The following is a 21,451-nucleotide window of genomic DNA, read 5'->3' as shown; positions in this document are numbered from 1 at the left end:
CGGAACGCGCCCGCCTGACCGGCTGACGTACGTCGTCGCGTCGCACGTCAGCCCGCCGACGGCTCAGCGCGTGCGACGCCAGACGACCAGCGCCACGGCCAGGAGGACGACCGCACCGGCGGTGATCCCCAACTGCTGCTGGTGTGCCCTTGCCTGCTTCTTGACGTCGAACTTCTCCCCGAGCTGGTCGATCGTCTCGCCCAGCCGTTCCCGGGTCGCCTCGATGTCCTGCTGGATCTCGTCCTGGCTCTCACCCGTCATGGCCGGCTCCCTTCACGGTGTTGATGTCCTGCTTCACGCTCTCGACCGTCCGCTCCGGCATCGGCGGCGCCCCTTCGGAGATGCGCTTCTTGCCGACCAGCGCCGCGACTCCGGCCGCCACGAAGATGACGACCGTCACGATCAACGCGGCGAGCCAGGCATCCACGGCCAAGGAGAGCGCGATGATCGCGGTGGCGATGGTCGCGCCGAGTCCGAAGAGGGCGAGGATGCCGGCCGCGCCGAAGAGACCGGCACCGATCCCCGTGGCCTTCGCCTTGGTGGTCATCTCGGCCTTGGCGAGTTCGATCTCGTCACGCACCAAGCGCTTGGTGTCGTCGGTCAGTCGTTCCAGCAACTCGATGGTCGACGGCGTGGGTGCCGGCTCCGGGTCAGTCATGGAAACCTCCGATGTGTGGGTCCGGCCTGCGGTACCCGTCCTGCCCCGGCTCACGCACTCCGCCGTGACGGAAGTCGATCACTGGTCGGGGTCGCCGGGCATCAGCTCCCTGGCCTTGACCTTCAGTCCCTCCTTCAACACGCCCCACCTGCTGGTGTCGCCCTTGATCAACGCTCGAGCCGTCGCCGTCATCTGGTCGAGGGTCGCGTGCGGCGGCACGGGTGGCACGTCGGGGTCGCAGTGGACGTCAAGGAGATAGGGCCGGTCACCGGCGAGGGCCTGGTCCCATGCATCCCCGAGCTGGTCCGGGTCCGTGACCGTGATCGCCCCGAGGCCCAAGCCGTGCGCGATGTCGGCGTAGGAGACGTCGGGCAGCGCCTGCGACTCGACGAACGCGGGGGTGCCGCCCAGCGCTCGGAGCTCCCAGGTGACCTGGGTGAGGTCGTTGTTGTGGAGCACCGCGACGACCAGGCGCGGATCGTCCCACTCGCGCCAGTAGCGCTCGACGGTGATCAGCTCCATCATCCCGTTCATCTGCATCGCGCCGTCACCCTCGAAGGCGATCGCAGGACGACCGGGATGCGCGAACTTGGCACCGATGGCATAGGGGACCGCGGGGCCCATGCTGGCCAACGTGCCCGAGAGCGTGCCCCGCATGTTGCCCCGCATCCGCACTTGGCGCGCATACCAGTTCGCCGCCGATCCGCTGTCTGCGAAGACCATCGCGTCATCGGGAGCGCGCCGCGAGAACTCGCTGAAGATCCGCATCGGGTTGATCGGATCGGCTCCGACCATGGCCTCGGCGTCCATCGAGCGCCACCACTTCTCGACGTCCCGCTCGATGCCGTCGCGCCAGCTCCGGTCGGTCTTGCGCTCCAACAGCGGGAGCAGCGCCCGCAAGGTGCTGGCGGAGTCGCCCACGAGGTTGACCTCGTAGGGGTAGCGCATCCCGATCATCGCGCCGTCGAGGTCGATCTGCACCGCCCGGGCTTGGTCGAAGTCCGGCAGGAACTGGCTGTAGGGGAAGCTCGACCCGACGGTGAGGAGGGTGTCGCAGTCACGCATCATCTCGTAGCTGGGTCGGGTGCCGAGCAAGCCGATGGACCCTGTCACCCAGGGCAGGTCGTCGGCGAGCACGTCCTTGCCCAGCAACGCCTTCGCGACGCCCGCGCCGAGTACGTCGGCGAGCTCGGTCACCTCGCTGACGGCTCCTCGGGCACCTTGGCCGACCAGGACCGCCACCCGCTCGCCCGTGTTGAGCACGTCGGCAGCCCGAGCGAGTGCCCCACTGTCGGGCACTGCCGTCGATGCGGCACTGAGGTCGAGGCTGGAAGGCACCATCTTGAAGTCGTGGGTGGGCGGCTCGTAGTCGAGCTCCTGGACGTCGTTGGGGATGACCAGGACGGTCGGCGTACGCCGGGTCAACGCGACCCGGAAGGCACGGTCCAGCAGGTTGGGCAACTGCTCGGGCACCATGACCGTCTGCACGAAGTCACCGGCCACGTCCTTGAACAACGCGTGCAGGTCGACCTCCTGCTGATAACTGCCGCCCATCGCGGTCCGGTCGGTCTGGCCCACGATCGCCACCACCGGGACGTGGTCGAGCTTCGCGTCATACAAGCCGTTGAGCAGGTGGATCGCGCCGGGACCGGAGGTGGCAAGGCAGACGCCGGCCCGCCCGCTGAGCTTGGCGTAGCCCACCGCCTGGAAGGCGCTCATCTCCTCGTGGCGTGACTGGATGAAGCGCGGATCGTCGTCTGCGCGGGAGAAGGCCCCGAGGAGGCCGTTGATGCCGTCGCCCGGATATCCGAAGACCTGATCGACATCCCAGGCGCGCAGGCGCTCCAGCACATGGTCGGAAACGTGGCTCACGGACGCTCCTTCGTCGGGTCCGCCACCGGTACCCAGGTGGGCGCGTCCTGCCCCTGCCGCTCAGTCGGTGAGCTGGGCCTCGACCCGCGCGACCTTGGCGTCGAGCTCTCCCTCGTAGCCCGGACGGATGTCGGCCTTGAGCACCAGCGAGACCCGTGACCCGAAGGGCGCGACGGCTTCGGTGGCCCGCTTGACGACGTCCATCACCGTGTCCCAGTCAGGACCTTCGATGGTGGTGAACATGGCGTCGGTGCGGTTCGGCAGGCCGGACTCCCGGACCACCTTCACGGCGGCGGCGACAGCGTCGGCGACCGACGCGTCCTGGCGGCCGGTTCCACTGGGGGCGACGGAGAAGGCAACAAGCATGGGGCCAACCTAGCGACACGGCGACGGACGCGACTCGTGGGCCTCGTGGAGCAATTCCCGATCACAACGGAGCTGCGGCGCGATTCTCCAGTCCCGCATCCTCCCCGAGGATCCGACGCAGCCGCGCCAAGCCGTCGTGTGCCTGCGACTTCACGGTGCCGACACTGCAGCCGAGCAGCGTGGCGACCTCACGCTCGGGCCGGTCCTCCACATAGCGGAGCACGACCACCGCTCGTTGCCTCGGGGCGAGCTGCGCGAGCGCCTCGCGCAGGTGCTGCTGCTCTGCCACGTCGGCGTCGACGACGGGCCGCTCCGGCGGCACCTCGGTGGGGTGCACCGACAGCCTCCGGGTACGCCGCCACCTGGAGATGTTCTGCCGCACCAGCACGGTGCGGACGTAGCCCTCGGGATCGGCCGAGATCCGGCGCCACACCGGCACGCATCGAGCCAGCGCCTCCTGGAGGAGGTCCTCGGCCTCGTGCTCGCTCCGCGACAGCAGCCGCGCCGTACGCAACAGGGCCTGGTAGCGAGCCGCCACGAACTCGGTGAAGTCGTCAGGGGCGGACACGTCGCCACCTCCACAACGCGAACCCGGTGAGCAGCACGACCACGGCGGTCCCGCCCGGGACGATGCGCGGGTCGAGCGGGTTCGGGGGCTGCACTCCTTCGGTGAGCGGCGCGGTCTCGAGGACGTCGGTCGCGAACCGCCAGTGCCCCAGTGCATCGTTGGTGCGCCACAGATCCTCGGCCGGTGCCAAGTGGTGCCGGATCAGCTCAGTGGTCGCACCGTTCTCCGGATCGATCGATTGGATGACCAGCTGTTCGTCGACCTCACGCAGCACCACGACCTCACCGTCACGCCAGCCCAGCACCCCGTGGACGCCTCGAACGCCGGGGACCTCCGTCCATCGGGTCTGCGTCCCCCCGTTGGGGAGCGTGCCGACACGCAACCCTCCGGGCGTGCCTCCCCGGACGGCCTTCACCTGTGCGATCCGGCCGCGGTCGTCCACCTGGGTGGTGGACTGCGGCGCAGTTGTCGCCACGCTCCGGTCACCGACCCACGCGATCCGCCCCGGCGAGTCGCGCGGGAGGTCGACCCAGACTCCGTTCCGCCCTTCTGGCTTGAGGTAGGCGTCGCCGCGGACCGCTGAGAACAGATCCGGTGCCTGCTCCGACGGCAGTGCCCAGGACTGCCACGTGTCCGTGCCGACCTTCCACACCAGCGGGTCCATCATGCGACCGCTGCCTCGTAGGGTCTCATCACCCGAGTCACCCGTCGCCCACGCGCTCGCGACGACCACGAGCCGCTCACTCACCCAGGTCATCTCTGACGGCATCAGGCCGTGCTCGCTGGGGATGTCGAGCCGGGTCGTCGCCCCCGACTCGAGGTCACGCACCTCGACTGCGGTGATGCTCACGCCGTCCTCGACCGTGTTCGGGTCCCCCTCGGGCTCGCCGGCCGCCCAGTAGGCCAGGTGGCGACCGTCCGCGGAGAGCCGCGGCTCGGTGGCGTGCGCAGGCAACGGGATGAACCCGTACTCCCCCGTGGCCGCAGAGATCGCGGCCACGCCGCGACGATCTCCCCACCAGCCACCGCGCACCAGATTCGGGTTGATCGCTGCGACCTGCCCGGGGGCGAGGTCCGGGAGCCACTTGGAGACGGTGAAGATCGTGTCGGGCAGCAGCACCTCACCCTGCTGAGCCGCGGGCAGTGCGGCCGGGGGCTGCGACCTCTCCCAGCTCCAGGTGCCCAGCCCAGCGATCAGCACCAGCGCACCCAGCACCGTCAGCACGGAGCCGGCGCGGCGTCGTACGTGCCAACGCCTGCCGCGAGCCCACAGCGCGTGGCCCTGGGGCTCGTCCGCCGGCGCGTGACGCTGCGGCGTCCCCAGCTCGCGGAGCTGCTGCTCGAGCGTGCTCATCGGTCCCCCTTCGATTGGATCCCACCACCAAGTACGCCGTGGCGCCGCAGGAGGTTGGGTGTCGGACGGAGAAATTCCCGAATCCCTTGAAAAGCAGCAGGGCGGTCGCCGGGAGAACCCGACGACCGCCCGTGGGCGACCAACTGCTGGAGGTCAGGCCTTCAGCAGGTTGCGCAGCACGTACTGCATGATGCCGCCGTTGCGGTAGTAGTTGGCCTCACCCGGGGTGTCGATGCGGACGACCGCGTCGAACTCGACGTCGCCGGCCTTGACCTTGACCGTCTTCGGGGTGGTGCCGTCGTTGAGCGCCGTGATGCCAGTGATGGAGAAGGTCTCCTCGCCGGTCAGGCCGAGCGACTCCGCGTTCTGGCCCTCGGGGTACTGGAGCGGGATGACGCCCATGCCGATCAGGTTGGAGCGGTGGATGCGCTCGTAGGACTCGGCGATGACGGCCTTCACACCCAGCAGCGAGGTGCCCTTGGCAGCCCAGTCACGCGAGGAGCCGGAACCGTACTCCTTGCCGGCCAGGACGACAAGCGGCACACCGGCAGCGATGTACTTCTCGGACGCCTCGAACACTGTCGTGACCTCGCCGTCGCCGAGCAGGTCGCGGGTGAACCCACCCTCGGTGCCCGGAGCCAGCTGGTTGCGCAGCCGGATGTTGGCGAAGGTGCCGCGGATCATGACCTCGTGGTTGCCTCGGCGCGAACCGTAGGAGTTGAAGTCACGCTGTGCCACGCCGTGCTCGGCGAGGTACTTGCCCGCGGGCGAGTCCTTCTTGATGGCACCGGCCGGGCTGATGTGGTCGGTGGTGACCGAGTCGCCCAACTTCAGCAGCACCCGGGCACCGTCGATGTCGGTGACCGGCTCGGGGGTGTCGGGCATCCCGTCGAAGTACGGCGCCTTGCGGACGTAGGTCGAGTCCTCGTCCCACGCGAAGATGTCGCCTTCAGGGGTCTGCAGCGAGCGCCACCGGTCGTCACCGGCGAAGACGTCCTTGTAGGAGTCGCCGAACATCTCGGAGGTGACAGCACCGGCGATCGTCTCCTCGACCTCGGCCGGCGACGGCCAGATGTCCTTGAGGAAGACGTCGTTGCCGTCCTGGTCCTGGCCCAGCGGGTCGGTGAACAGGTCCACGTCCATCGAACCGGCGAGCGCGTAGGCGACCACCAGCGGCGGAGAGGCGAGGTAGTTCATCTTGATGTCGGGGTTGATGCGACCCTCGAAGTTGCGGTTGCCCGAGAGCACCGAGACGACTGCGAGGTCGTTCTCGTTGACGGCGGCCGAGACCTCGGGGATCAGCGGACCGGAGTTGCCGATGCACGTGGTGCAGCCGTAACCGACCAGGTTGAAGCCCAGCTTGTCGAGGTAGGGCGTGAGGCCCGACTTCTCGTAGTAGTCGGAGACCACCTTGGAGCCCGGGGCCAGCGTCGTCTTGACCCACGGCTTGCGCTGCAGGCCCTTCTCGACCGCCTTCTTGGCGAGCAGGGCGGCACCGATCATCACCGACGGGTTGGAGGTGTTGGTGCACGAGGTGATCGCCGCGATGGTGACGGCGCCGTGGTCGAGCTCGAACGACGTACCGTCGGCGAGGGTCACCTGGGCGGGGTTGCTCGAGCGGCCACCGTCCTTGGGCGCGCACGACAGGTAGTCGCGGCCGGGGTCTGGCCGTCGACGCCTTCGGAGGTCGCCGGCGCGTCGGAGGCCGGGAAGGACTCCTCGAGGGCCTCGTCGTAGGCACCGGAGACCGCGTCGGCCTCGTCGGTGACGTAGGCCCTGAGCGCGCCGCGGAAGGACTGCTTGGCCTCGGTGACCTGGATCCGGTCCTGCGGGCGCTTCGGGCCGGCGATCGACGGGACCACGGTGGCGAGGTCGAGCTCGAGCTTCTCGGAGTAACGCGGCTCGGCGGCCGGGTCGTGCCAGAGGCCCTGGGTCTTGGCGTAGGACTCGACGAGCGCGAGCTGCTCCTCGGAGCGACCGGTGAGACGGAGGTACTTGACCGTCTCGTCGTCGATCGGGAAGACCGCGATGGTCGAGCCGAACTCGGGGCTCATGTTGCCGATGGTGGCGCGGTTGGCCAGCGGGAGCGCCGAGACACCCGGGCCGTAGAACTCGACGAACTTGCCGACGACACCGTGCTCGCGCAGCATCTCGGTAATGGTGAGCACCAGGTCGGTGGCGGTCGAGCCCTCGGGCAGGTCGCCGGAGAGCTTGAAGCCCACGACGCGCGGGATCAGCATGGAGACCGGCTGACCGAGCATCGCGGCCTCGGCCTCGATGCCGCCGACGCCCCAGCCGACCACGCCGATGCCGTTGACCATCGTGGTGTGGGAGTCGGTGCCGACGCAGGTGTCGGGGTAGGCCTGGAGCACCCCGTCGACCTCACGGGTGAAGGCGACGCGGGCGAGGTGCTCGATGTTGACCTGGTGCACGATGCCGGTGCCCGGGGGGACGACCTTGAAGTCATCGAAGGCGCCCTGGCCCCAGCGGAGGAACTGGTAGCGCTCGCGGTTGCGCTCGTACTCGATCTCGACGTTGCGCTCGAACGCCTCGGGCGTGCCGAACACGTCGGCGATGACCGAGTGGTCGATGACCATCTCGGCCGGCGCGAGCGGGTTGATCTTGCTGGCGTCGCCACCGAGGTCGGCCATGGCCTCGCGCATCGTCGCGAGGTCGACGACACACGGCACGCCGGTGAAGTCCTGCATGATCACGCGGGCAGGCGTGAACTGGATCTCCTTGCTGGGGTCGGCGTCAGCTTCCCAGCCGGCCAGCGCACGGATGTCGTCGGCGGTGATGTCAGCGCCGTCCTCGGTGCGCAGCAGGTTCTCCAGCAGCACCTTCAGCGAGAACGGGAGGCTGTCGACGTCGAGCCCGTCGCCCTGGACCGCGTCCAGCCGGAAGATCTCGTAGGACTTGCCGTCCACGTCCAAGGTGCTCTTCGCACCGAAACTGTCCTGACTGGCCATCAGCCATCTCCTCCAGAAGTCCTCGGGTTACCTGTCCCATCTTGCCCACCACCCGGCGGTGACGGAAAGGAAGGTTCGCCTACATTCCCCAATGAATATCTCTTGACATCAAGATACATCACTTCAAGGAAGTTTACGAACGCGGCACGCCCGGCTCCACGGGTGAGAGCAGGGCCACGCACTCGACGTGGTGCGTCATCGGGAACAGGTCGAAGCCCCGCAGCGCCGCGAGGTCCCACCCCGCCTCACGGAAGAGCGCCACGTCACGCGCCAGTGCGGCTGGGTCGCAGGCCACCAGCGCGACGGCGCGCGGAGAGCGGCGCAGCACCTCAGCGACCACCTCCCGCTTGGCGCCGGCACGCGGCGGGTCGAGGACCACCACGTCGGCGGGAGCAGCGAGCTCACCCAGCACCGTCGCGACGTCTCCGGCCACGACCTGCACCCCGGCGTACGCCGCCAGGTTGGTACTTGCATGCGCCGATGCAGCCGCGCTCCCCTCGACCGAGAGCACCGAGCCATCGGGACCCACGGCATCGGCCAGGTAGGCGGAGAAGAGACCGGCTCCGGCGTAGAGGTCGAGGGCACGCTCCCCGGCTGCGGCCGCAGCCACTCCATCACCGTGTCGACCAGGATGCTGGGAGCACCTGGATGCACCTGCCAGAATCCGTCCACGTCGACGACGAACTCATGCTCTCCTTCGCGTGCACTGACCCGTTCCCGCACCACGTCAGGGCCTCCCGAGTGGGGTTGGCGCGCGTCACGGGTCGCGATCAGGCAATCGTCGACGGGAACCACGGCATGCGAGCGGTGCCGGCGCATGCCCCGACGTCCGTCCCGATCGGTGACGAAGGTGGTCCGGGTCCGCCAGCGCAACCCGTCCTCGTCGCCCGGCACCGCCTCGACCTCGAATCCCACGAGTACCTCGTGGTGCTCCGGCAACCGACCGATGCGCCGGAGCTGCTCGAGCACGACGGCCGTCTTCAGACGCCGTTGCGCCGGCAGGGCGGCGTGCTGGAAGTCGCAGCCACCGCAACCTCCGGGACCAGCCACGGCGCACGGGGCAGCGACTCGGTCTTCCGACGCGCGCACCACCTCCACCGCGTCACCACGCATGAAGCGGTCGCCCTCGGTGCCCTCGGTCAACTCGACCACCACTCGCTCACCGGGTAGGGCATGACGCACGAACACGACGCGGTCACCGAGTTCGGCGATCCGGGCCACGAAGTGACCGCCGTGTGCGACGGGTCCGACCTCGACCTCGAAGCGCTGCCCCTCAGGCTCCGGCCTCGGGGCTGCCTGCGTCGGTTGGGACGACCGCCTCGGTGGGGACGATCGGGGCGTGCGGGCATCAGTCCACCTGCTTGTAGCTGTGTCGGTCAGGAGCTGTCGGGGCGCCGCGGCGTACGTCGCCGGCCTTGGCACGACGGGCGGAGCGAACCTTGCGCTCGAGCGCCACCTCGGAGGAGCGCAGCTGGTAGGGAACCGAGGTCACCATGACGCCCGGCGTGAAGAGCAGCCGTCCCTTCAGGCGCAGCGCCGTCTGGTTGTGCAGCAGCTGCTCCCACCACCGACCGACGACGTATTCGGGAATGTAGACCGCCACCACGCCGCGGGGGTTGGCGGCGCGGATCTCCATCGCGTACTCGACCACGGGCTTCACGAGCTCTCGGTAGGGCGAGTAGAGGATCTTCAAGGGGACGTCGACGCCGCGCTTGTCCCATTCAGCCAGCAGCGCGTCCGCCTCGCCCGAGTCCGTGCTCACGCTGATCGCCTCGAGCACGTTGGGCCGCGTCGCCTTGGCGTAGGCCAGTGCCCGCAGCGTCGGCTTGTGCAGCTTGGAGACCAGGACGACGGCGTGCACCCGGGTGGGCAGCACCTTGTCCTGGTCGTCAGCCGCCAGCTCCGCGGCCACCCGACGGTAGTGCCGGTTGATGCGGGACATGATCGCGAGGAACACCGCCATGGCCAGCACCGTGATCCACGCCCCGGCAAGGAACTTGGTGACGAGCACGACGACGAGCACGACGACCGTGCAGGCGAGCCCCACCGCGTTGATGGCACGCGAGCGCTGCATCCGGAGGCGTTGCGCGGGGTCCTTCGTCTTCACGAGATGGCGGGTCCAGTGCCGGAGCATGCCGAGCTGCGAGAGCGTGAAGCTGATGAAGACACCCACGATGTAGAGCTGGATCAGCTGGGTGACCTCGGCGTCGAACGCCCAGATGAGGCCAATCGCCATGATGGCCAGGAACACGATGCCGTTGCTGTAGGCGAGCCGGTCTCCGCGAGAGGCCAGGGCACGCGGAGCGTAGCCGTCCTTCGCCAACAACGAGCCCAGGACGGGAAAGCCGTTGAAGGCGGTGTTGGCCGCCAGCACCAGCACGATCCCCGTCGTCACCACGACGAAGTAGAAGCCGGGTGGGAAACCGTCGAAGATCGCCTTCGCCAACTGCGCCACCACCGTGTGCTGGTCGTAGTCGTCTGCGACCGGCGACCCGTCGGGCTGCCGCAGCCGGTCCAGGTGGTGCGGGTCGACGTACCTGAGCCCCATCTCGCGCGCCAGGATGATGACGCTCATCATCATCGTGATCGCGATGAGCCCGAGCAGGAGGAGCGTGGTCGCCGCGTTGGTCGACTTCGGACGTCGGAAGGCCGGCACGCCACTCGAGATCGCCTCGACTCCGGTCAGCGCCACACAGCCCGACGAGAAGGCGCGGGCCAGCAGGAAGATCAGCCCGACGGTGGTGAGCTCCTGCTCGTAGCCCGACGACGGCACGATCTCGAAGTCAGCGGTCTCGACGGTGCCCAGGCTGCCGGTGACCAACTGCCAGATCCCGATGCCGCACATCAGCAGGACCCCGCCCATGAACAGGTAGGTGGGAACCGCGAAGGGCAGTCCCGACTCACGCATGCCGCGTAGGTTGACGGCGGTCAGCAGCAGCACCAGGGCGACCGCAAAGCCGGCCTCGTGCCCCGACAGCACCGGAACGGCAGCTGCGGCGTACTGGGCGCCCGAGGAGATCGAGACCGCGACCGTGAGCACGTAGTCGAGCAGCAGCGCGGCCCCCACCGTCATCTGGGCCCGCTCGCCGAGATTGACCTTGGCCACCTCGTAGTCCCCGCCGCCGCTGGGATAGGCGTGCACGGTCTGGCGGTAGGAGGCGATCACCGCAGCCATCACCAGCGCGACGGCCAGCCCGACCTTCCACGACCAGGCGTACGTCGACGCCCCGGCCAGCGCCAGCATGATGAAGATCTCGTCGGGGGCGTACGCGACCGACGACAGCGCGTCGCTCGCGAAGACCGGGAGCGCGATCCGCTTCGGCAGCAGGGTCCCGCCCCGCTGCGAGCTGCGGAGCTTGCGGCCCAGCAGGATCCGTTTCGAGACGTCTCCGACACCCACGACGAGGAGGCTAGTCCACATCGGGCCCAACCACTCCCTCTGCGGTAGCGTTCCCGTTGTGCACGTCGTGATCATGGGCTGCGGCAGAGTGGGTTCCACCCTCGCGCGGAGCCTCGAGGACAGGAACCACACCGTCTCGGTGATCGACAGCAACCCCGACGCGTTCCGGAGGCTCGGACCGACCTTCAACGGCGACAAGATCACCGGCTACGGCTTCGACCAGGCGGTGCTCACGAAGGCAGGGATCGGCCGCGCCGACGCATTCGCCGCGGTCTCCAGCGGTGACAACTCGAACATCATCGCGGCGCGCGTCGCTCGGGAGAGCTTCGGGATCCAGACGGTCGTCGCCCGGATCTACGACCCGGGCCGGGCCGAGGTCTACCAACGACTCGGCATCACGACCGTCGCCACCGTCAAGTGGACTGCCGACCAGGTGCTGCGTCGGGTGCTGCCGGCTGGCGCCGAGCCGACCTTCCGCGACCCTTCGGGCACGATCCGACTCGACCAGGTGGTGATCCCCGACGCCTGGGTCGGGCAGCGCACTCTCGACCTGCAGGAACAGGCCGGCGTCCGCATCGCCTGGATCGATCGGCTCGGCGAGGGCATGCTGCCCACCCGCGACTCCGTCCTCCAGGAGGGCGACGTGCTCCATCTGGTGATGCGCGAGGACAGCGCCTCCCGGGCCTACAGGATCGTCCAGCGCGGACCGGAGGAGAACTGATGCGCGTCGCCATCGCCGGTGCCGGCGCGGTGGGCCGGTCGGTCGCCCGCGAGTTGATCGAGAACGGCCACCAGGTGCTGCTGATCGACAAGGCTCCGGCCTCCATCCGCCCCGACTCGGTGCCTGACGCCGAATGGCTGCTGGCCGACTCCTGCGAGCTCAGCTCGTTGGAGGAGGCGCGGTTGCAGAACTGCGACGTGGTCATCGCGGCCACCGGTGACGACAAGGCGAATCTGGTCACCGCGCTGCTGGCCAAGACCGAGTTCGGCGTGCCGCGCACCGTCGGTCGTGTCAACCACCCCAACAACGAGTGGCTGTTCACCGAGGCCTGGGGCGTCGACGTCAGTGTCTCGACCCCCGCATCATGTCTGCCCTGGTCGAGGAGGCCGTCTCGGTGGGCGACCTGGTGCGGTTGTTCACCTTCCGCAAGGGCAACGCCAACCTCGTTGAGATGACGCTCCCCGACGACTCGCCGTACGTCGGCACGCCTTCGGGGCTCATCCCGTGGCCGGAGAACTGCGCCTTGGTCACGATCATCCGCGACGGGCAGGTCTACACCCCCGCCGACGAGGAGCCGATCGAAGCCGGGGACGAGCTCCTCTTCGTGGTGCCCGACGACGTCGAGCCGGAGCTCCAACGGATCCTCTCCCCAGGCCCGAGAAGAGCTGACGCCGCGGCCTCACTCCGAGGCGGCTGAGCCCTCGCGCTCCGCTGCGCCCTCGGGGGCGGGTTCCGGGCCGTCCTGGTCGGAGGATTCCTGGACCGGCGTGGCGTTGCGGGCCAGCAACCACACCATGGCTGCCAGCGCCGCCAGCTGGAGCGGCCACCCCATGGCGATCTTGGAGATCCCGAGCGCCGCGACCGCGGTGCTCGGCTCCATGCCGCCACTCTTGCCGAGCACGTAGAACGGCGTCTGCACGAGCACCCGGAGCAGGCAGGGCAGCACCAGCATCCAGGTGAGGTGGGAGCAGAGCCGCCGAATGCCCGGGTCCTTGCGCCAGGCGGTCAGGTCTCCGGTGACGCTGCCGACCATGAAGCCCATGATGGGCCAGCGCAGCAGGTTGGAGAGCGTCAGGCCAACGGCATAGGCAGCGTTGTAGAGCAGGCCCGGGAGGAAGTAGGCCAGGGCCTGGTCATTGGCGTCTCCACCGGCCTTCGCGGCCCGCAGGGCAAAGGCAGCGCCGATGGCGATGCCGACGAGCGCGTTGACGCAGAACTGCACCGTGCTGCGTTGCACCAGTCGGACCAGCAGCGCCAGGATCGCCGCTGCCAGGCTGATCGTCAGCGAGACCTTGAGGTCCTTGAAGGCGATGAACGAGAACGTGAACATGATCGTCGGCACCGCGGCCTCGAGCATGCCCCGGCGGCCTCCGAGGGCCCGGGAGAGCTGGTGGCGGACGACGGCCTCGACCGTCTGCTCCGCAGAGGTCGGGGCCGACGCGGAGTTGGCAGCGTGCTCACTCATGCCGAAGCTCGTATCTGGGGTTGTACATCACTCGGTGACCGTCCTGGACGCCGATCCGACCGCCCACCGAGAGCGCTCTGCCTGCCTCGATGCCGACGATGCGACGCCGTCCCAGCCACACGAGCGTCAGCACCCCGCTGCCGTCGTCCAGTTCGGCCTCCAACGCTGGGACTCCCCCGCGCGGACGGAGGGTCACCGATCGAAGAGTGCCGGTGAGCTGGACCTTCTCCCGATCACCGGCCTCGGCGATGCTGAGCCGGCCGGACGTCTCGTGGGAACGGCGCAGGTCCCGGGCGTGCTGATCGCTGCTGCTCGCCCAGTCGCTCATCCGACGGCCCAGGCGGGCCCGCCAGCCGCGCTCCTCCATCAGGTCCTCACTCAGCCGGCTTGACGCGCCGAGCCTGCGGCGGCAGGTTGATGGGCAACGCCTCGCCCGGCGCCATCGGCCCGTCACCGCGACGGATGACCAACGCGTTGACGGCCTTCTCGAAGTCCTCGGCCTGCTCGGGCTGCACCGCGGGCCGACCGAGGTAGGTGGCGCGCAGGAACCACCGTGGGCCGTTGAAGCCCACCACGCGCGTCGGCTGCACGCCGGTGCGGCCGTCCGCGGTGCGGACCGTCATCTGGCAGTGCAACTCGGGCCCTTGGGAGCCATCGTTCTCGGTGGCGGTGCCGCCCTGGCGGGAGGTCTCGGCTGCGATCTGCTTGCGCACCTCCGACCACATGTCCCCGCCCCGCTGAGCAGCGAAGACCCGAAGCTCGACAGCGCCCTCGTCGTTGGTGAGCAGGACGCTCTGCACCTGGCCGTCGGACTCGTTGACCTGCATCCGCAGCTCGAGTCCCTCGGCCGGGGCGATCAGCAGGCTGGTCAGGTCGACGCGCGGCACCCCGTCCTCGAGGTCGACCTCGGAGACGTCGCGGGGGCCGACCGGCTCCTGCGTCTGCGGGACCTCGGCCTCGGTCGCATCCCCCGCGGCCGGGCTCTCGACCTTCGTGGTCTCCGTGGCCTTGGTGGACTTGCGTCCGAACTTCACAACGAACTCCTCTGTGGGTCTGCTCCGACGAAACCGCCGGTGGAACCGTAGCCCCCGCTCCACGCACCGAGTCGTCGAGGGCCGACACCTCGACGAAGCGAACCCGTTCGAAGCACTGCACCACGAGCTGGGCGATGCGGTCGCCGCGGCGTACCTCGAACGGCTGATTGCGGTCGGTGTTGAGCAACAGCACCTTGATCTCACCGCGGTAGCCGCAGTCGACGGTGCCGGGGGCATTGACGATGGTGATCCCATGGCGGGCGGCGAGCCCGGAACGGGGATGGACCAGACCGACGTGGCCCGGCGGCAGCGCCAACGCGACACCTGTCGGCACCAGGGCCCGCTCCCCGGGCTCGAGCACGAGGTCGATGCGCGACATCAGGTCGGCACCGGCATCGCCCGGGTGCGCGTAGCCGGGAATCGGAAGGTCCGGATCGAGCCGGACCAGGGGCACCTCGGCGCCTTCGTCAGTCATGCTGCAGACCCTACCCGTGCGTTCACATCACCTGTCTGGGAAACTCATCCCCGTGGAGTACGCCGAACGTCTGTCCGTGCCGCTGAGGTGGTGGGCCCACGCGACGATGCTGTTGATCAGCTTCTTCCTGGTCCTTGCCGTGGTCGATGCACTCTCGGGACTGGTGATCGCCTGCATCGTGGCTGCGGTCGGCGTGTGCATGGCGGGCGCGCTCATGCAGTTCGGCTCCGCCCGGATCGAGGTGGCCGACGGTGAGCTTCGCGCCGGACGGGCCCACATCCCTCTTGCGCTGCTGGGCGAGACCACTCCGCTGGATCCCGAGGCGGCGCGCCGGCTCGCCGGTGTCGAGGCCGACGCCCGCGCCTTCCTGCTCCTGCGGCCCTACCTGAAGCGTGCGGTGAAGGTCACCGTGTCCGACCCGGCCGATCCGACGCCGTACTGGCTGGTGGCCACCCGGCACCCACAACGCCTGGCCAAGGTGCTCAACTCCGTTTCCGAAACCACGGGAGGTCAGTGATGGCGAAGTCCGACGACAAGGAAGCCAGCTCGAAGCTCTGGGGAGTGATGGCCACCGCCACCACCCTGGGCAGCGGCATCGTCGCCCGCAAGGCCATGACGGCCACCTGGAAGGCCGCCACGGGGCACAAGCCACCGGCCAATCCGGCCGATCCCGACGTCAACTTCCGCGAGGCCCTGGCCTGGGCAGCGTTCAGCGGCACCTTCGTGGCCGTGGTCCGGATGCTGGCTGCTCGCAAGGTGGCCCACTACTACCTGGCCTCCACCGGAGAGCTGCCGCCCGGGCTCCGCGCCGACGGCGAGTAGCCCCGAGAGATCGCTGAAGCCCCGCAACCTCACGAGGTTGCGGGGCTTCAGCGTCCGCTGGGCGGAAGAAGATCAAGCCGAGGATCAGGCGCAGTCGCGGCAGATCATCGACTTGGCGTCGGCGAGCTGACTGCGGTGGTGCACGAGGAAGCAGCTCATGCAGGTGAACTCGTCCTCCTGCTTGGGCTTCACCTCGACCGCAAGCTCCTCGTGCGACAGGTCGGCACCGGGCAGTTCGAAGGCTTCGGCGGCTTCCGCCTCGTCCTCGTCGACCTTGCCGGAGTTCTTGTCGTGACGCCGCGCCTTGAGCTCTTCGATGCTCTCTTCGCTCTGGTCTTCTTCGTTCTTGCGCGGGGCGTCGTAATCGGTCGCCATCAACCTCTCCACTTCATGACTTGCGCACTGAATATGTCGCACGTTCGGCGCCAGATTGTGCACCATCGGGGCACAATGTGCACGCGCATTCCACACGACGTGCCGGAGCAACCAACCACCGGGGTCGACTATTCCCCTTCTGCGAGGAATCCTGCGTCGCGTACGAGGGCCCAGAAATCGTCGAATCCGGTCTCCGGTGCGCAGACCAACGCGGCCTTGCCACCACGTCCGACCGTGCGCACCGAACGGGCTCCGGCCTCCTCCGCGATGAGCGCCCCGGCCGCGTGGTCCCAGAGCTCCACGCCCTCCTCGACGTAGCCATCGGCCGCCCCTTCCGCGACATGGCACAGGTCGAGCGCACAGGCACCCAGGCGGCGGATGTCACGCACCCGGGGCAACAAGCTCGCAGCCGCAGCAGCTTGGATCCGACGGATGTGCGCCTCGTAGTTGAAACCGGTGAGCACCAACCGCTCCGCGACGGGCACCGCGCCCCTCACCTCGAGGCGCTCGGGCCGCGCATCCTTCGATGCCGCGGGACCCTGCCAGCGCCACGCTCCACCACCACGACGGGCCCGGTAGGCGACTCCGGTCGCGGGGTTGACCACGACTCCGGCAACGACCTCCCCGTCGACCTCCGCAGCCAGGGAGACGGCGTACTGGGGCAATCCGTAGAGAAAATTGACGGTGCCGTCGATGGGATCGGCGATCCAGCGCACGCCGCTGCTGCCGATGACGTCGTCACCCTCCTCACCGAGGAAGCCGTCTTCAGGGCGGGCGGTGAGGACGAGACTGCGCAGGAGTCGCTCGCACTCGGTGTCGACCTCGGTCACGATGTCGACGTCCGACGACTTGGTGCCGGACACCCGGACGCCGCCGCTGCGTCGGGCGGCGACCAACGTGGCCGCTTCGGCGGCGGCACGCACCGCGAGCTCGAGGAGCCCCTCCCCGAGAGCCTCGCCGTCGCTCACACGGACTCCCGCTCGGGCAGGTCGCCCAGGGTCGGCAGCGGGGATCTCGGATTGGGGCAGCAGTCCAGCGGGCACAGGTCCTGCGCCGGGCCGAGTGACCCGCACACCTGGCGGGTCACGTCGCCGCCACGCTCGACGGCGGCTCGCTCGAGCAGGAGGTCGCGCACCATCGCGACGAACCGGGGTCCACGCCCGGCGTCGCCGCCCGCGCGAACGGCATGCCGAGACGCTCCGCCGTTGCCGCAGCCTCCGTGTCGAGGTCGTAGACGACCTCCATGTGGTCGGAGACGAAGCCGATCGGGATGAGCACGACCGGTCGAGCACCCTCCTCGGCGAGCATCTCGAGATGGTCGTTGACGTCGGGCTCCAGCCACGGCACCTGGGGCGGCCCCGAACGCGAGCAGTAGACGAGGTCGTGGAAGTAGCGGTGGCCGGTCTCCAACCGGACCCGCTCGACGACCTCGGCCATGACGCTGAGGTGCTGCTCGACGTAGGCGTCACCGTCGGGGCCGGCTCCCTCGGCCATCGTGACCGGGATCGAGTGGGTGACGAAGACCAGGTGCGTCTCGTCGCGGCGGGCCGGGTCGAGCTCGGAGAGCGCGGTGAGCGTCGCGTCGACGACGGGGGCGATGAAGCCCGGGTGGTTGAAGTAGGCACGCAGGCGGTCCAGCTGCGGAGCACCCGGGACCTCGGCAACGGCGCCGGCCAGGTCCTCGCGGTACTGCCGGCAGCCAGAGTAGGAGGAGTAGGCGGAGGTCACGAAGCACGCGGCTCGCCGGATGCCGTCGGCCTTCATCTGCGCAAGCGCGTCGCGCAGGTAGGGGTCCCAGTTGCGGTTGCCCCAGTAGACCGGCAGGTCGAGGCCGGCCGCCGCGAAGTCGTCCCGGAGGGCCGCCAGCAGGGCGCGGTTCTGATCGTTGATCGGCGACTTGCCCCCGAACCCGAAGTAGTGCTCGCCGACCTCGCGCAACCGCTCCTCCGGGATGCCGCGACCACGGGTCACGTTGGCGAGGAAGGGAACGACGTCCTCCGGAGCCTCCGGACCGCCGAAGGAGACCAGCAGGAGTGCATCGAAGGGAAGAGGATCCGGTGCCATGGCCCCATCGTAGGAAGAACCCCGTAGGAAGTGCCCATCGGGACACTTGATCCACTTCTTGCAGTAGCCTCGTCCGCCATGAGCACATGGCGCAACTGGTCCGGGCTCGAGACGGCCTCCCCGAGCGAGGTCCTCGCCCCCACCGACCCCGCGTCGGTCGCCGAGATCGTCGCACGCGCCGCGGGCACTGGACGCCGGGTGAAGATGGTCGGCACGGGCCACAGCTTCACCGGGATCTCCGCGCCGGAGGACATCATGTTGCGGCCGGACCGCATGATCGGCATCCTCGAGGTCGACCGGGCCGCGATGACCGTCACCGCTGCCGCCGGCACCCCGTTGAGGGTCCTCAACACCGAGCTCGCCCGGATGGGGCTCACCCTGCACAACATGGGTGACATCGCCGAGCAGACCGTCGCCGGTGCGACCAGCACCGGCACCCACGGCACCGGCGGTGTCAGCGCCTCCCTGTCAGCCCAGCTGAGCGGCCTGGAGCTCGTCTCTGGCGAGGGCGAACTGCTCCGGGCATCCCGCACGGAGAACCCGGAGCTCTTCGCGGCGGCAAGGATCGGACTCGGCGCCCTCGGCGTCCTCACCTCCCTCACGTTCGACGTGGAGCCGCTCGGTGTGCTCGAGGCCCACGAGCAGCCGATCTCGTGGGCGGAGGGCCTGGCACGCTACGACGAGTTCGTGGCCGACAACCATCATGTCGACATGTACTGGTTCCCGCACACCGACGGAATGCAGGTGAAGACCAACAACCGGCTCGACAACGAGCCGAGCCAGGCCGAGCCTCTCAGCCGGCTGCGCGCCTGGTGGGACGACGACTTCCTCGCCAACCGCGTCTACTCGGTCATCAACCGCGTCGGCAACGCCCGTCCCGACAGCGTCCCGCGACTCAACGAACTGGCCGTGAAGTTCCTTTCCGAGCGTCGCTACAGCGACATTCCCCACCGGGTGTTCACCACGCCCCGGACCGTCGTCTTCAAGGAGATGGAGTACGCCGTCCCCCGCGCGGCCGGCCTCGCGGCCCTGCGGGAGGCACGGGACCGCATCGAGCGGTCCCAGTGGCGCATCAGCTTCCCCGTCGAGATCCGCCAGACCCCCGCCGACGACATCACGTTGGGCACCTCCACCGGCCGTGAGTCGATGTATCTGGCGTTCCACGTCAACGCACGCACCGATCACCGCGACTACTTCGCTGCGATGGAGCAGATCATGGTCGCCCACGGCGGCCGACCTCACTGGGGCAAGGTGCACACCCGCACCGCCGAGCAGCTGGCCGAGGTCTATCCGCGCTTCGAGGAGTTCCTCACGCTACGAGACCGGCTCGACCCCCACCGGGTCTTCGCCAACGCCTACCTGACCCGCGTCCTCGGCTGATCCCACCCGCCCCGCTGGCCCCGCGATTCCCCGCCCGGGCGGGGAACTTGTCGCTTGGCGCCCGTAGCCACGCACGCCAAGCATGCAGTTTCCCCACCAGGTGTGACGCATGTGGCGACGTACGCCGTCACGTACTGGCGGAGCCCCGGGGCAACGGCGCATGCCAGCGCAACCGCAACGCCAACAGCCGCCACACGAGGCAGGTGGTGCCACCGACCGCGGCACCCAGCCACAGCTCCTGGTCGAGCTGCCAGCCGATCGTCACGATGGCCGCTCCCACCAGCGCCGGCGTCGCATAGAGCTCACCACGGAAGACCACCGGGACCCGGCCGGCAAGCAGGTCGCGCACCATGCCGCCACCGATGGCGGTCACCATCCCCATCAGGGCTGCGGGCACCGGACCGAGGCCGTAGCTGAGCGCCTTCGCCGTGCCCGTGACACAGAAGAGCGCGAGACCGAACGCATCGAAGACGTTGACCGCGCTCTCCCGGCGTCCGACCTGCGGGTGGAAGACGAAGCAGAGCAGGCCGGCGGCAACCGGCACCGTCAGGTACCGCCAGTCCTGGAGCGCTGCCGGCGGTGTCGCGTCGATGAGCACGTCGCGGAGGAACCCGCCTCCCAGACCTGTGGTGACCGCAAGGACCAGGACCCCGAACAGGTCGAGCTGCTTGCGCACGGCCACGAGTGCACCTGAGATGGCGAAGACGAAGATGCCGACCAGGTCGAGGATGACGAGGAGGTCGTGGCTGTTCACGGCCGAAGGCTATCGCTGCCAGGTGGGGCCACGCCGCCTCTGGTGCCCGGCCCGACCTGGACACTGGCGTAGGCTCGTGGCTCGAAGTCGAGATCGAGGAGAAGGAACAACGCAGATGTTGCACCTCACGCTCGCTGGACTGAGTGATGACAAGCAGCGCCTGCTCCTGGTCAGCGACAGTGGTGAGCGCTTCTCCCTCGACGTCGACACGAAGTTGCGTGCTGCTGTGCGCGGCGACAGATCCCACATCGGCCAGTTGGAGATCCAGATGGAAAGCACCCTCCGCCCTCGCGACATCCAAGCGCGCATCCGGGCCGGCGAGACGGCCGAGGCCGTGGCCCAGGCGGCGCAGACCTCGGTCGACAAGATCGCCCCTTCGTGAACCCGGTGCTGGCCGAGCGCCAACACATGGCCCAACGCGCCCAGCGCTCCTCCGTACGCCGCCGCTCGGGTGAGACGGGAGCCCGCACGCTCGGCGACGCTGTCGAGGCACAGATGCGCGCTCACGGCCAGTCCGTGGATGGCGTCGAGTGGGACGCCTGGCGCCGCGAGGACGGTCGGTGGACCCTTGAGGCGACCTATGAGGTCGAGGACCGCATCGGGGTCGCCCACTACTCCTACGACCTGCCCGGCAACTACGTGGTCGTCGATGACGACGACGCTCGCTGGCTCGTCGGTGACGCCCCGGCCCCGACGTCACCCGCCGCTCCCGCGCCGCGCAACGACCTCGAGGAGGCACGGGCGCGTCGCCAGAGCAGCCAGCAGAGCGAGCAGCTCCCACTCGGCGAGGACGCAATCGCACTCATCCAGTCCTCCGAGCAGCCGGCCCCCTACGTGGCCGAGGAGAGCACCGTCGACTTGACCGAGACGGCCCGGGCAGCTCGTGACGCCGGGCTGGCCGAGGACCCGGCGCTCGCCCCCACTCCCGAGCCGATGACCGAGTCGCGGCAGGCCGAGACGGATGAGTCCGACCCGTCCCGGGCCGAGAGCAGCGACCAGCCGGCCGCTGATGAACCCAAGGCGGAGGAGCCTCCGGCGCCCCGGCGTACGTCGCGCCGAAAGGGCCGTGCCTCCGTGCCCAGTTGGGACGAGATCATGTTCGGCGGCAGTTCCGACTGACGCATCGCGCACTCGGCTCCGAAGTTCGAGCTGCTGAAACGGTGTGGCCCGACCC

General features: G+C 69.1%; 21 protein-coding genes and 5 pseudogenes. 7 read left to right on the top strand and 19 right to left on the bottom strand.

Annotation, left to right across the window (positions count from 1 at the left end; genetic code table 11):
* Positions 1 to 63 precede the first annotated feature (63 nt).
* The 8 genes and pseudogenes from L1066_RS09730 to L1066_RS27625 all read right to left on the bottom strand — a co-directional run bounded on the left by L1066_RS09730 (position 64) and on the right by L1066_RS27625 (position 8,397).
* Positions 64 to 261, bottom strand: coding sequence for a DUF3618 domain-containing protein (locus L1066_RS09730; protein ID WP_235736139.1), 198 nt, complete (start codon positions 259 to 261; stop codon positions 64 to 66).
* Positions 251 to 658, bottom strand: coding sequence for a phage holin family protein (locus L1066_RS09725; RefSeq protein ID WP_235736138.1), 408 nt, complete (start codon positions 656 to 658; stop codon positions 251 to 253). Before L1066_RS09725 ends, L1066_RS09730 begins: the two co-directional genes overlap by 11 nt.
* Before the next feature lie 78 nt (positions 659 to 736).
* Complete coding sequence (locus tag L1066_RS09720; protein ID WP_235736137.1) at positions 737 to 2,530, bottom strand: thiamine pyrophosphate-requiring protein; 1,794 nt, start codon at positions 2,528 to 2,530, stop codon at positions 737 to 739.
* 60 nt (positions 2,531 to 2,590) lie between these two features.
* Positions 2,591 to 2,896 carry a thiamine-binding protein gene (locus tag L1066_RS09715; RefSeq protein WP_235736136.1) on the bottom strand — a complete coding sequence of 102 codons (306 nt, stop codon included), beginning with the start codon at positions 2,894 to 2,896 and terminating at the stop codon, positions 2,591 to 2,593.
* Between the two features lie 61 nt (positions 2,897 to 2,957).
* Positions 2,958 to 3,464, bottom strand: coding sequence for a SigE family RNA polymerase sigma factor (locus L1066_RS09710; protein WP_235736135.1), 507 nt, complete (start codon positions 3,462 to 3,464; stop codon positions 2,958 to 2,960).
* Positions 3,451 to 4,818 (bottom strand): hypothetical protein, encoded by a 1,368-nt coding sequence (locus L1066_RS09705; RefSeq protein WP_235736134.1) that lies wholly within the window; start codon positions 4,816 to 4,818, stop codon positions 3,451 to 3,453. Before L1066_RS09705 ends, L1066_RS09710 begins: the two co-directional genes overlap by 14 nt.
* A gap of 153 nt (positions 4,819 to 4,971) precedes the next feature.
* Positions 4,972 to 7,787: pseudogene (locus tag L1066_RS09700) on the bottom strand (aconitate hydratase).
* A 133-nt stretch (positions 7,788 to 7,920) separates the two neighbouring features.
* A complete protein-coding gene (locus tag L1066_RS27625; RefSeq protein WP_312007449.1) occupies positions 7,921 to 8,397 on the bottom strand; it encodes a methyltransferase in 477 nt (158 codons plus the stop codon).
* Positions 8,398 to 8,435: 38 nt separating this feature from the next.
* Between L1066_RS27625 and L1066_RS27620 the strand changes: the two genes are divergently transcribed.
* On the top strand, positions 8,436 to 8,957 hold the full coding sequence (locus L1066_RS27620) for a hypothetical protein (protein WP_312007447.1): 522 nt from the start codon (positions 8,436 to 8,438) through the stop codon (positions 8,955 to 8,957).
* Here the strand turns inward: L1066_RS27620 and L1066_RS28530 are convergent.
* Positions 8,952 to 9,008, bottom strand: a pseudogene (locus L1066_RS28530) (hypothetical protein); the annotation flags it as partial. The gene L1066_RS27620 and the pseudogene L1066_RS28530 sit on opposite strands and share 6 nt — an antisense overlap.
* A 127-nt stretch (positions 9,009 to 9,135) precedes the next feature.
* Positions 9,136 to 11,208 (bottom strand): APC family permease, encoded by a 2,073-nt coding sequence (locus L1066_RS09690; RefSeq protein WP_235736133.1) that lies wholly within the window; start codon positions 11,206 to 11,208, stop codon positions 9,136 to 9,138.
* Between the two features lie 37 nt (positions 11,209 to 11,245).
* Between L1066_RS09690 and L1066_RS09685 the strand changes: the two genes are divergently transcribed.
* Both L1066_RS09685 and L1066_RS09680 read left to right on the top strand, forming a co-directional pair.
* Positions 11,246 to 11,908, top strand: a complete 663-nt coding sequence (locus tag L1066_RS09685) for a potassium channel family protein (RefSeq protein WP_235736132.1) — start codon at positions 11,246 to 11,248, stop codon at positions 11,906 to 11,908.
* Positions 11,908 to 12,605 (top strand): annotated as a pseudogene (locus L1066_RS09680) (potassium channel family protein). The gene L1066_RS09685 and the pseudogene L1066_RS09680 overlap by 1 nt, the downstream one beginning before the upstream one ends.
* Here the strand turns inward: L1066_RS09680 and L1066_RS09675 are convergent.
* The 4 genes and pseudogenes from L1066_RS09675 to dut form a co-directional block, all read right to left on the bottom strand.
* Complete coding sequence (locus L1066_RS09675) at positions 12,588 to 13,373, bottom strand: DUF3159 domain-containing protein (RefSeq protein ID WP_235736131.1); 786 nt, start codon at positions 13,371 to 13,373, stop codon at positions 12,588 to 12,590. The pseudogene L1066_RS09680 and the gene L1066_RS09675 sit on opposite strands and share 18 nt — an antisense overlap.
* A complete protein-coding gene (locus L1066_RS09670) occupies positions 13,366 to 13,701 on the bottom strand; it encodes an OB-fold nucleic acid binding domain-containing protein (protein WP_235736177.1) in 336 nt (111 codons plus the stop codon). The genes L1066_RS09675 and L1066_RS09670 overlap by 8 nt, the downstream gene beginning before the upstream one ends.
* Before the next feature lie 46 nt (positions 13,702 to 13,747).
* Positions 13,748 to 14,407, bottom strand: a complete 660-nt coding sequence (locus L1066_RS09665) for a DUF3710 domain-containing protein (RefSeq protein ID WP_235736130.1) — start codon at positions 14,405 to 14,407, stop codon at positions 13,748 to 13,750.
* 112 nt (positions 14,408 to 14,519) lie between these two features.
* Positions 14,520 to 14,882, bottom strand: a pseudogene (gene dut / locus L1066_RS09660) (dUTP diphosphatase); the annotation flags it as partial.
* Between the two features lie 16 nt (positions 14,883 to 14,898).
* Between dut and L1066_RS09655 the strand changes: the two are divergent.
* Both L1066_RS09655 and L1066_RS09650 read left to right on the top strand, forming a co-directional pair.
* Positions 14,899 to 15,399: a DUF3093 domain-containing protein gene (locus L1066_RS09655; RefSeq protein WP_235736129.1), complete on the top strand. Its 501-nt coding sequence runs from the start codon at positions 14,899 to 14,901 to the stop codon at positions 15,397 to 15,399.
* On the top strand, positions 15,399 to 15,704 hold the full coding sequence (locus L1066_RS09650; protein WP_235736128.1) for a DUF4235 domain-containing protein: 306 nt from the start codon (positions 15,399 to 15,401) through the stop codon (positions 15,702 to 15,704). Before L1066_RS09655 ends, L1066_RS09650 begins: the two co-directional genes overlap by 1 nt.
* Positions 15,705 to 15,788: 84 nt before the next feature.
* On the opposite strand, the gene L1066_RS09645 is transcribed toward L1066_RS09650, so the two are convergent.
* The 4 genes from L1066_RS09645 to L1066_RS09635 form a co-directional block, all read right to left on the bottom strand.
* A complete protein-coding gene (locus tag L1066_RS09645; RefSeq protein WP_235736127.1) occupies positions 15,789 to 16,079 on the bottom strand; it encodes a DUF4193 domain-containing protein in 291 nt (96 codons plus the stop codon).
* Positions 16,080 to 16,207: 128 nt separating this feature from the next.
* Positions 16,208 to 17,047 carry an inositol monophosphatase family protein gene (locus L1066_RS09640; RefSeq protein ID WP_235736126.1) on the bottom strand — a complete coding sequence of 280 codons (840 nt, stop codon included), beginning with the start codon at positions 17,045 to 17,047 and terminating at the stop codon, positions 16,208 to 16,210.
* Positions 17,044 to 17,166 (bottom strand): hypothetical protein, encoded by a 123-nt coding sequence (locus tag L1066_RS27615; RefSeq protein WP_312007441.1) that lies wholly within the window; start codon positions 17,164 to 17,166, stop codon positions 17,044 to 17,046. The genes L1066_RS09640 and L1066_RS27615 overlap by 4 nt, the downstream gene beginning before the upstream one ends.
* A complete protein-coding gene (locus L1066_RS09635) occupies positions 17,163 to 18,143 on the bottom strand; it encodes a ferrochelatase (protein WP_312007439.1) in 981 nt (326 codons plus the stop codon). Before L1066_RS09635 ends, L1066_RS27615 begins: the two co-directional genes overlap by 4 nt.
* A 78-nt stretch (positions 18,144 to 18,221) precedes the next feature.
* Here L1066_RS09635 and L1066_RS09630 point away from each other — a divergent pair, with 78 nt between their 5' ends.
* The gene (locus tag L1066_RS09630) at positions 18,222 to 19,523 is read left to right on the top strand and encodes a D-arabinono-1,4-lactone oxidase (RefSeq protein WP_235736125.1); all 1,302 of its coding nucleotides are present in this window, start codon (positions 18,222 to 18,224) and stop codon (positions 19,521 to 19,523) included.
* Positions 19,524 to 19,650: 127 nt separating this feature from the next.
* On the opposite strand, the gene L1066_RS09625 is transcribed toward L1066_RS09630, so the two are convergent.
* The gene (locus L1066_RS09625; protein ID WP_235736124.1) at positions 19,651 to 20,277 is read right to left on the bottom strand and encodes a trimeric intracellular cation channel family protein; all 627 of its coding nucleotides are present in this window, start codon (positions 20,275 to 20,277) and stop codon (positions 19,651 to 19,653) included.
* On the opposite strand from L1066_RS09625, the pseudogene sepH reads away from it, so the two are divergent.
* Positions 20,219 to 21,396, top strand: a pseudogene (gene sepH, locus L1066_RS28525) (septation protein SepH). The gene L1066_RS09625 and the pseudogene sepH sit on opposite strands and share 59 nt — an antisense overlap.
* Positions 21,397 to 21,451 lie beyond the last annotated feature (55 nt).

This window comes from Nocardioides alcanivorans (assembly GCF_021555175.1).
Taxonomy (GTDB): domain Bacteria; phylum Actinomycetota; class Actinomycetes; order Propionibacteriales; family Nocardioidaceae; genus Nocardioides; species Nocardioides alcanivorans.
This window is presented reverse-complemented; position numbering and strand designations above follow the sequence as displayed.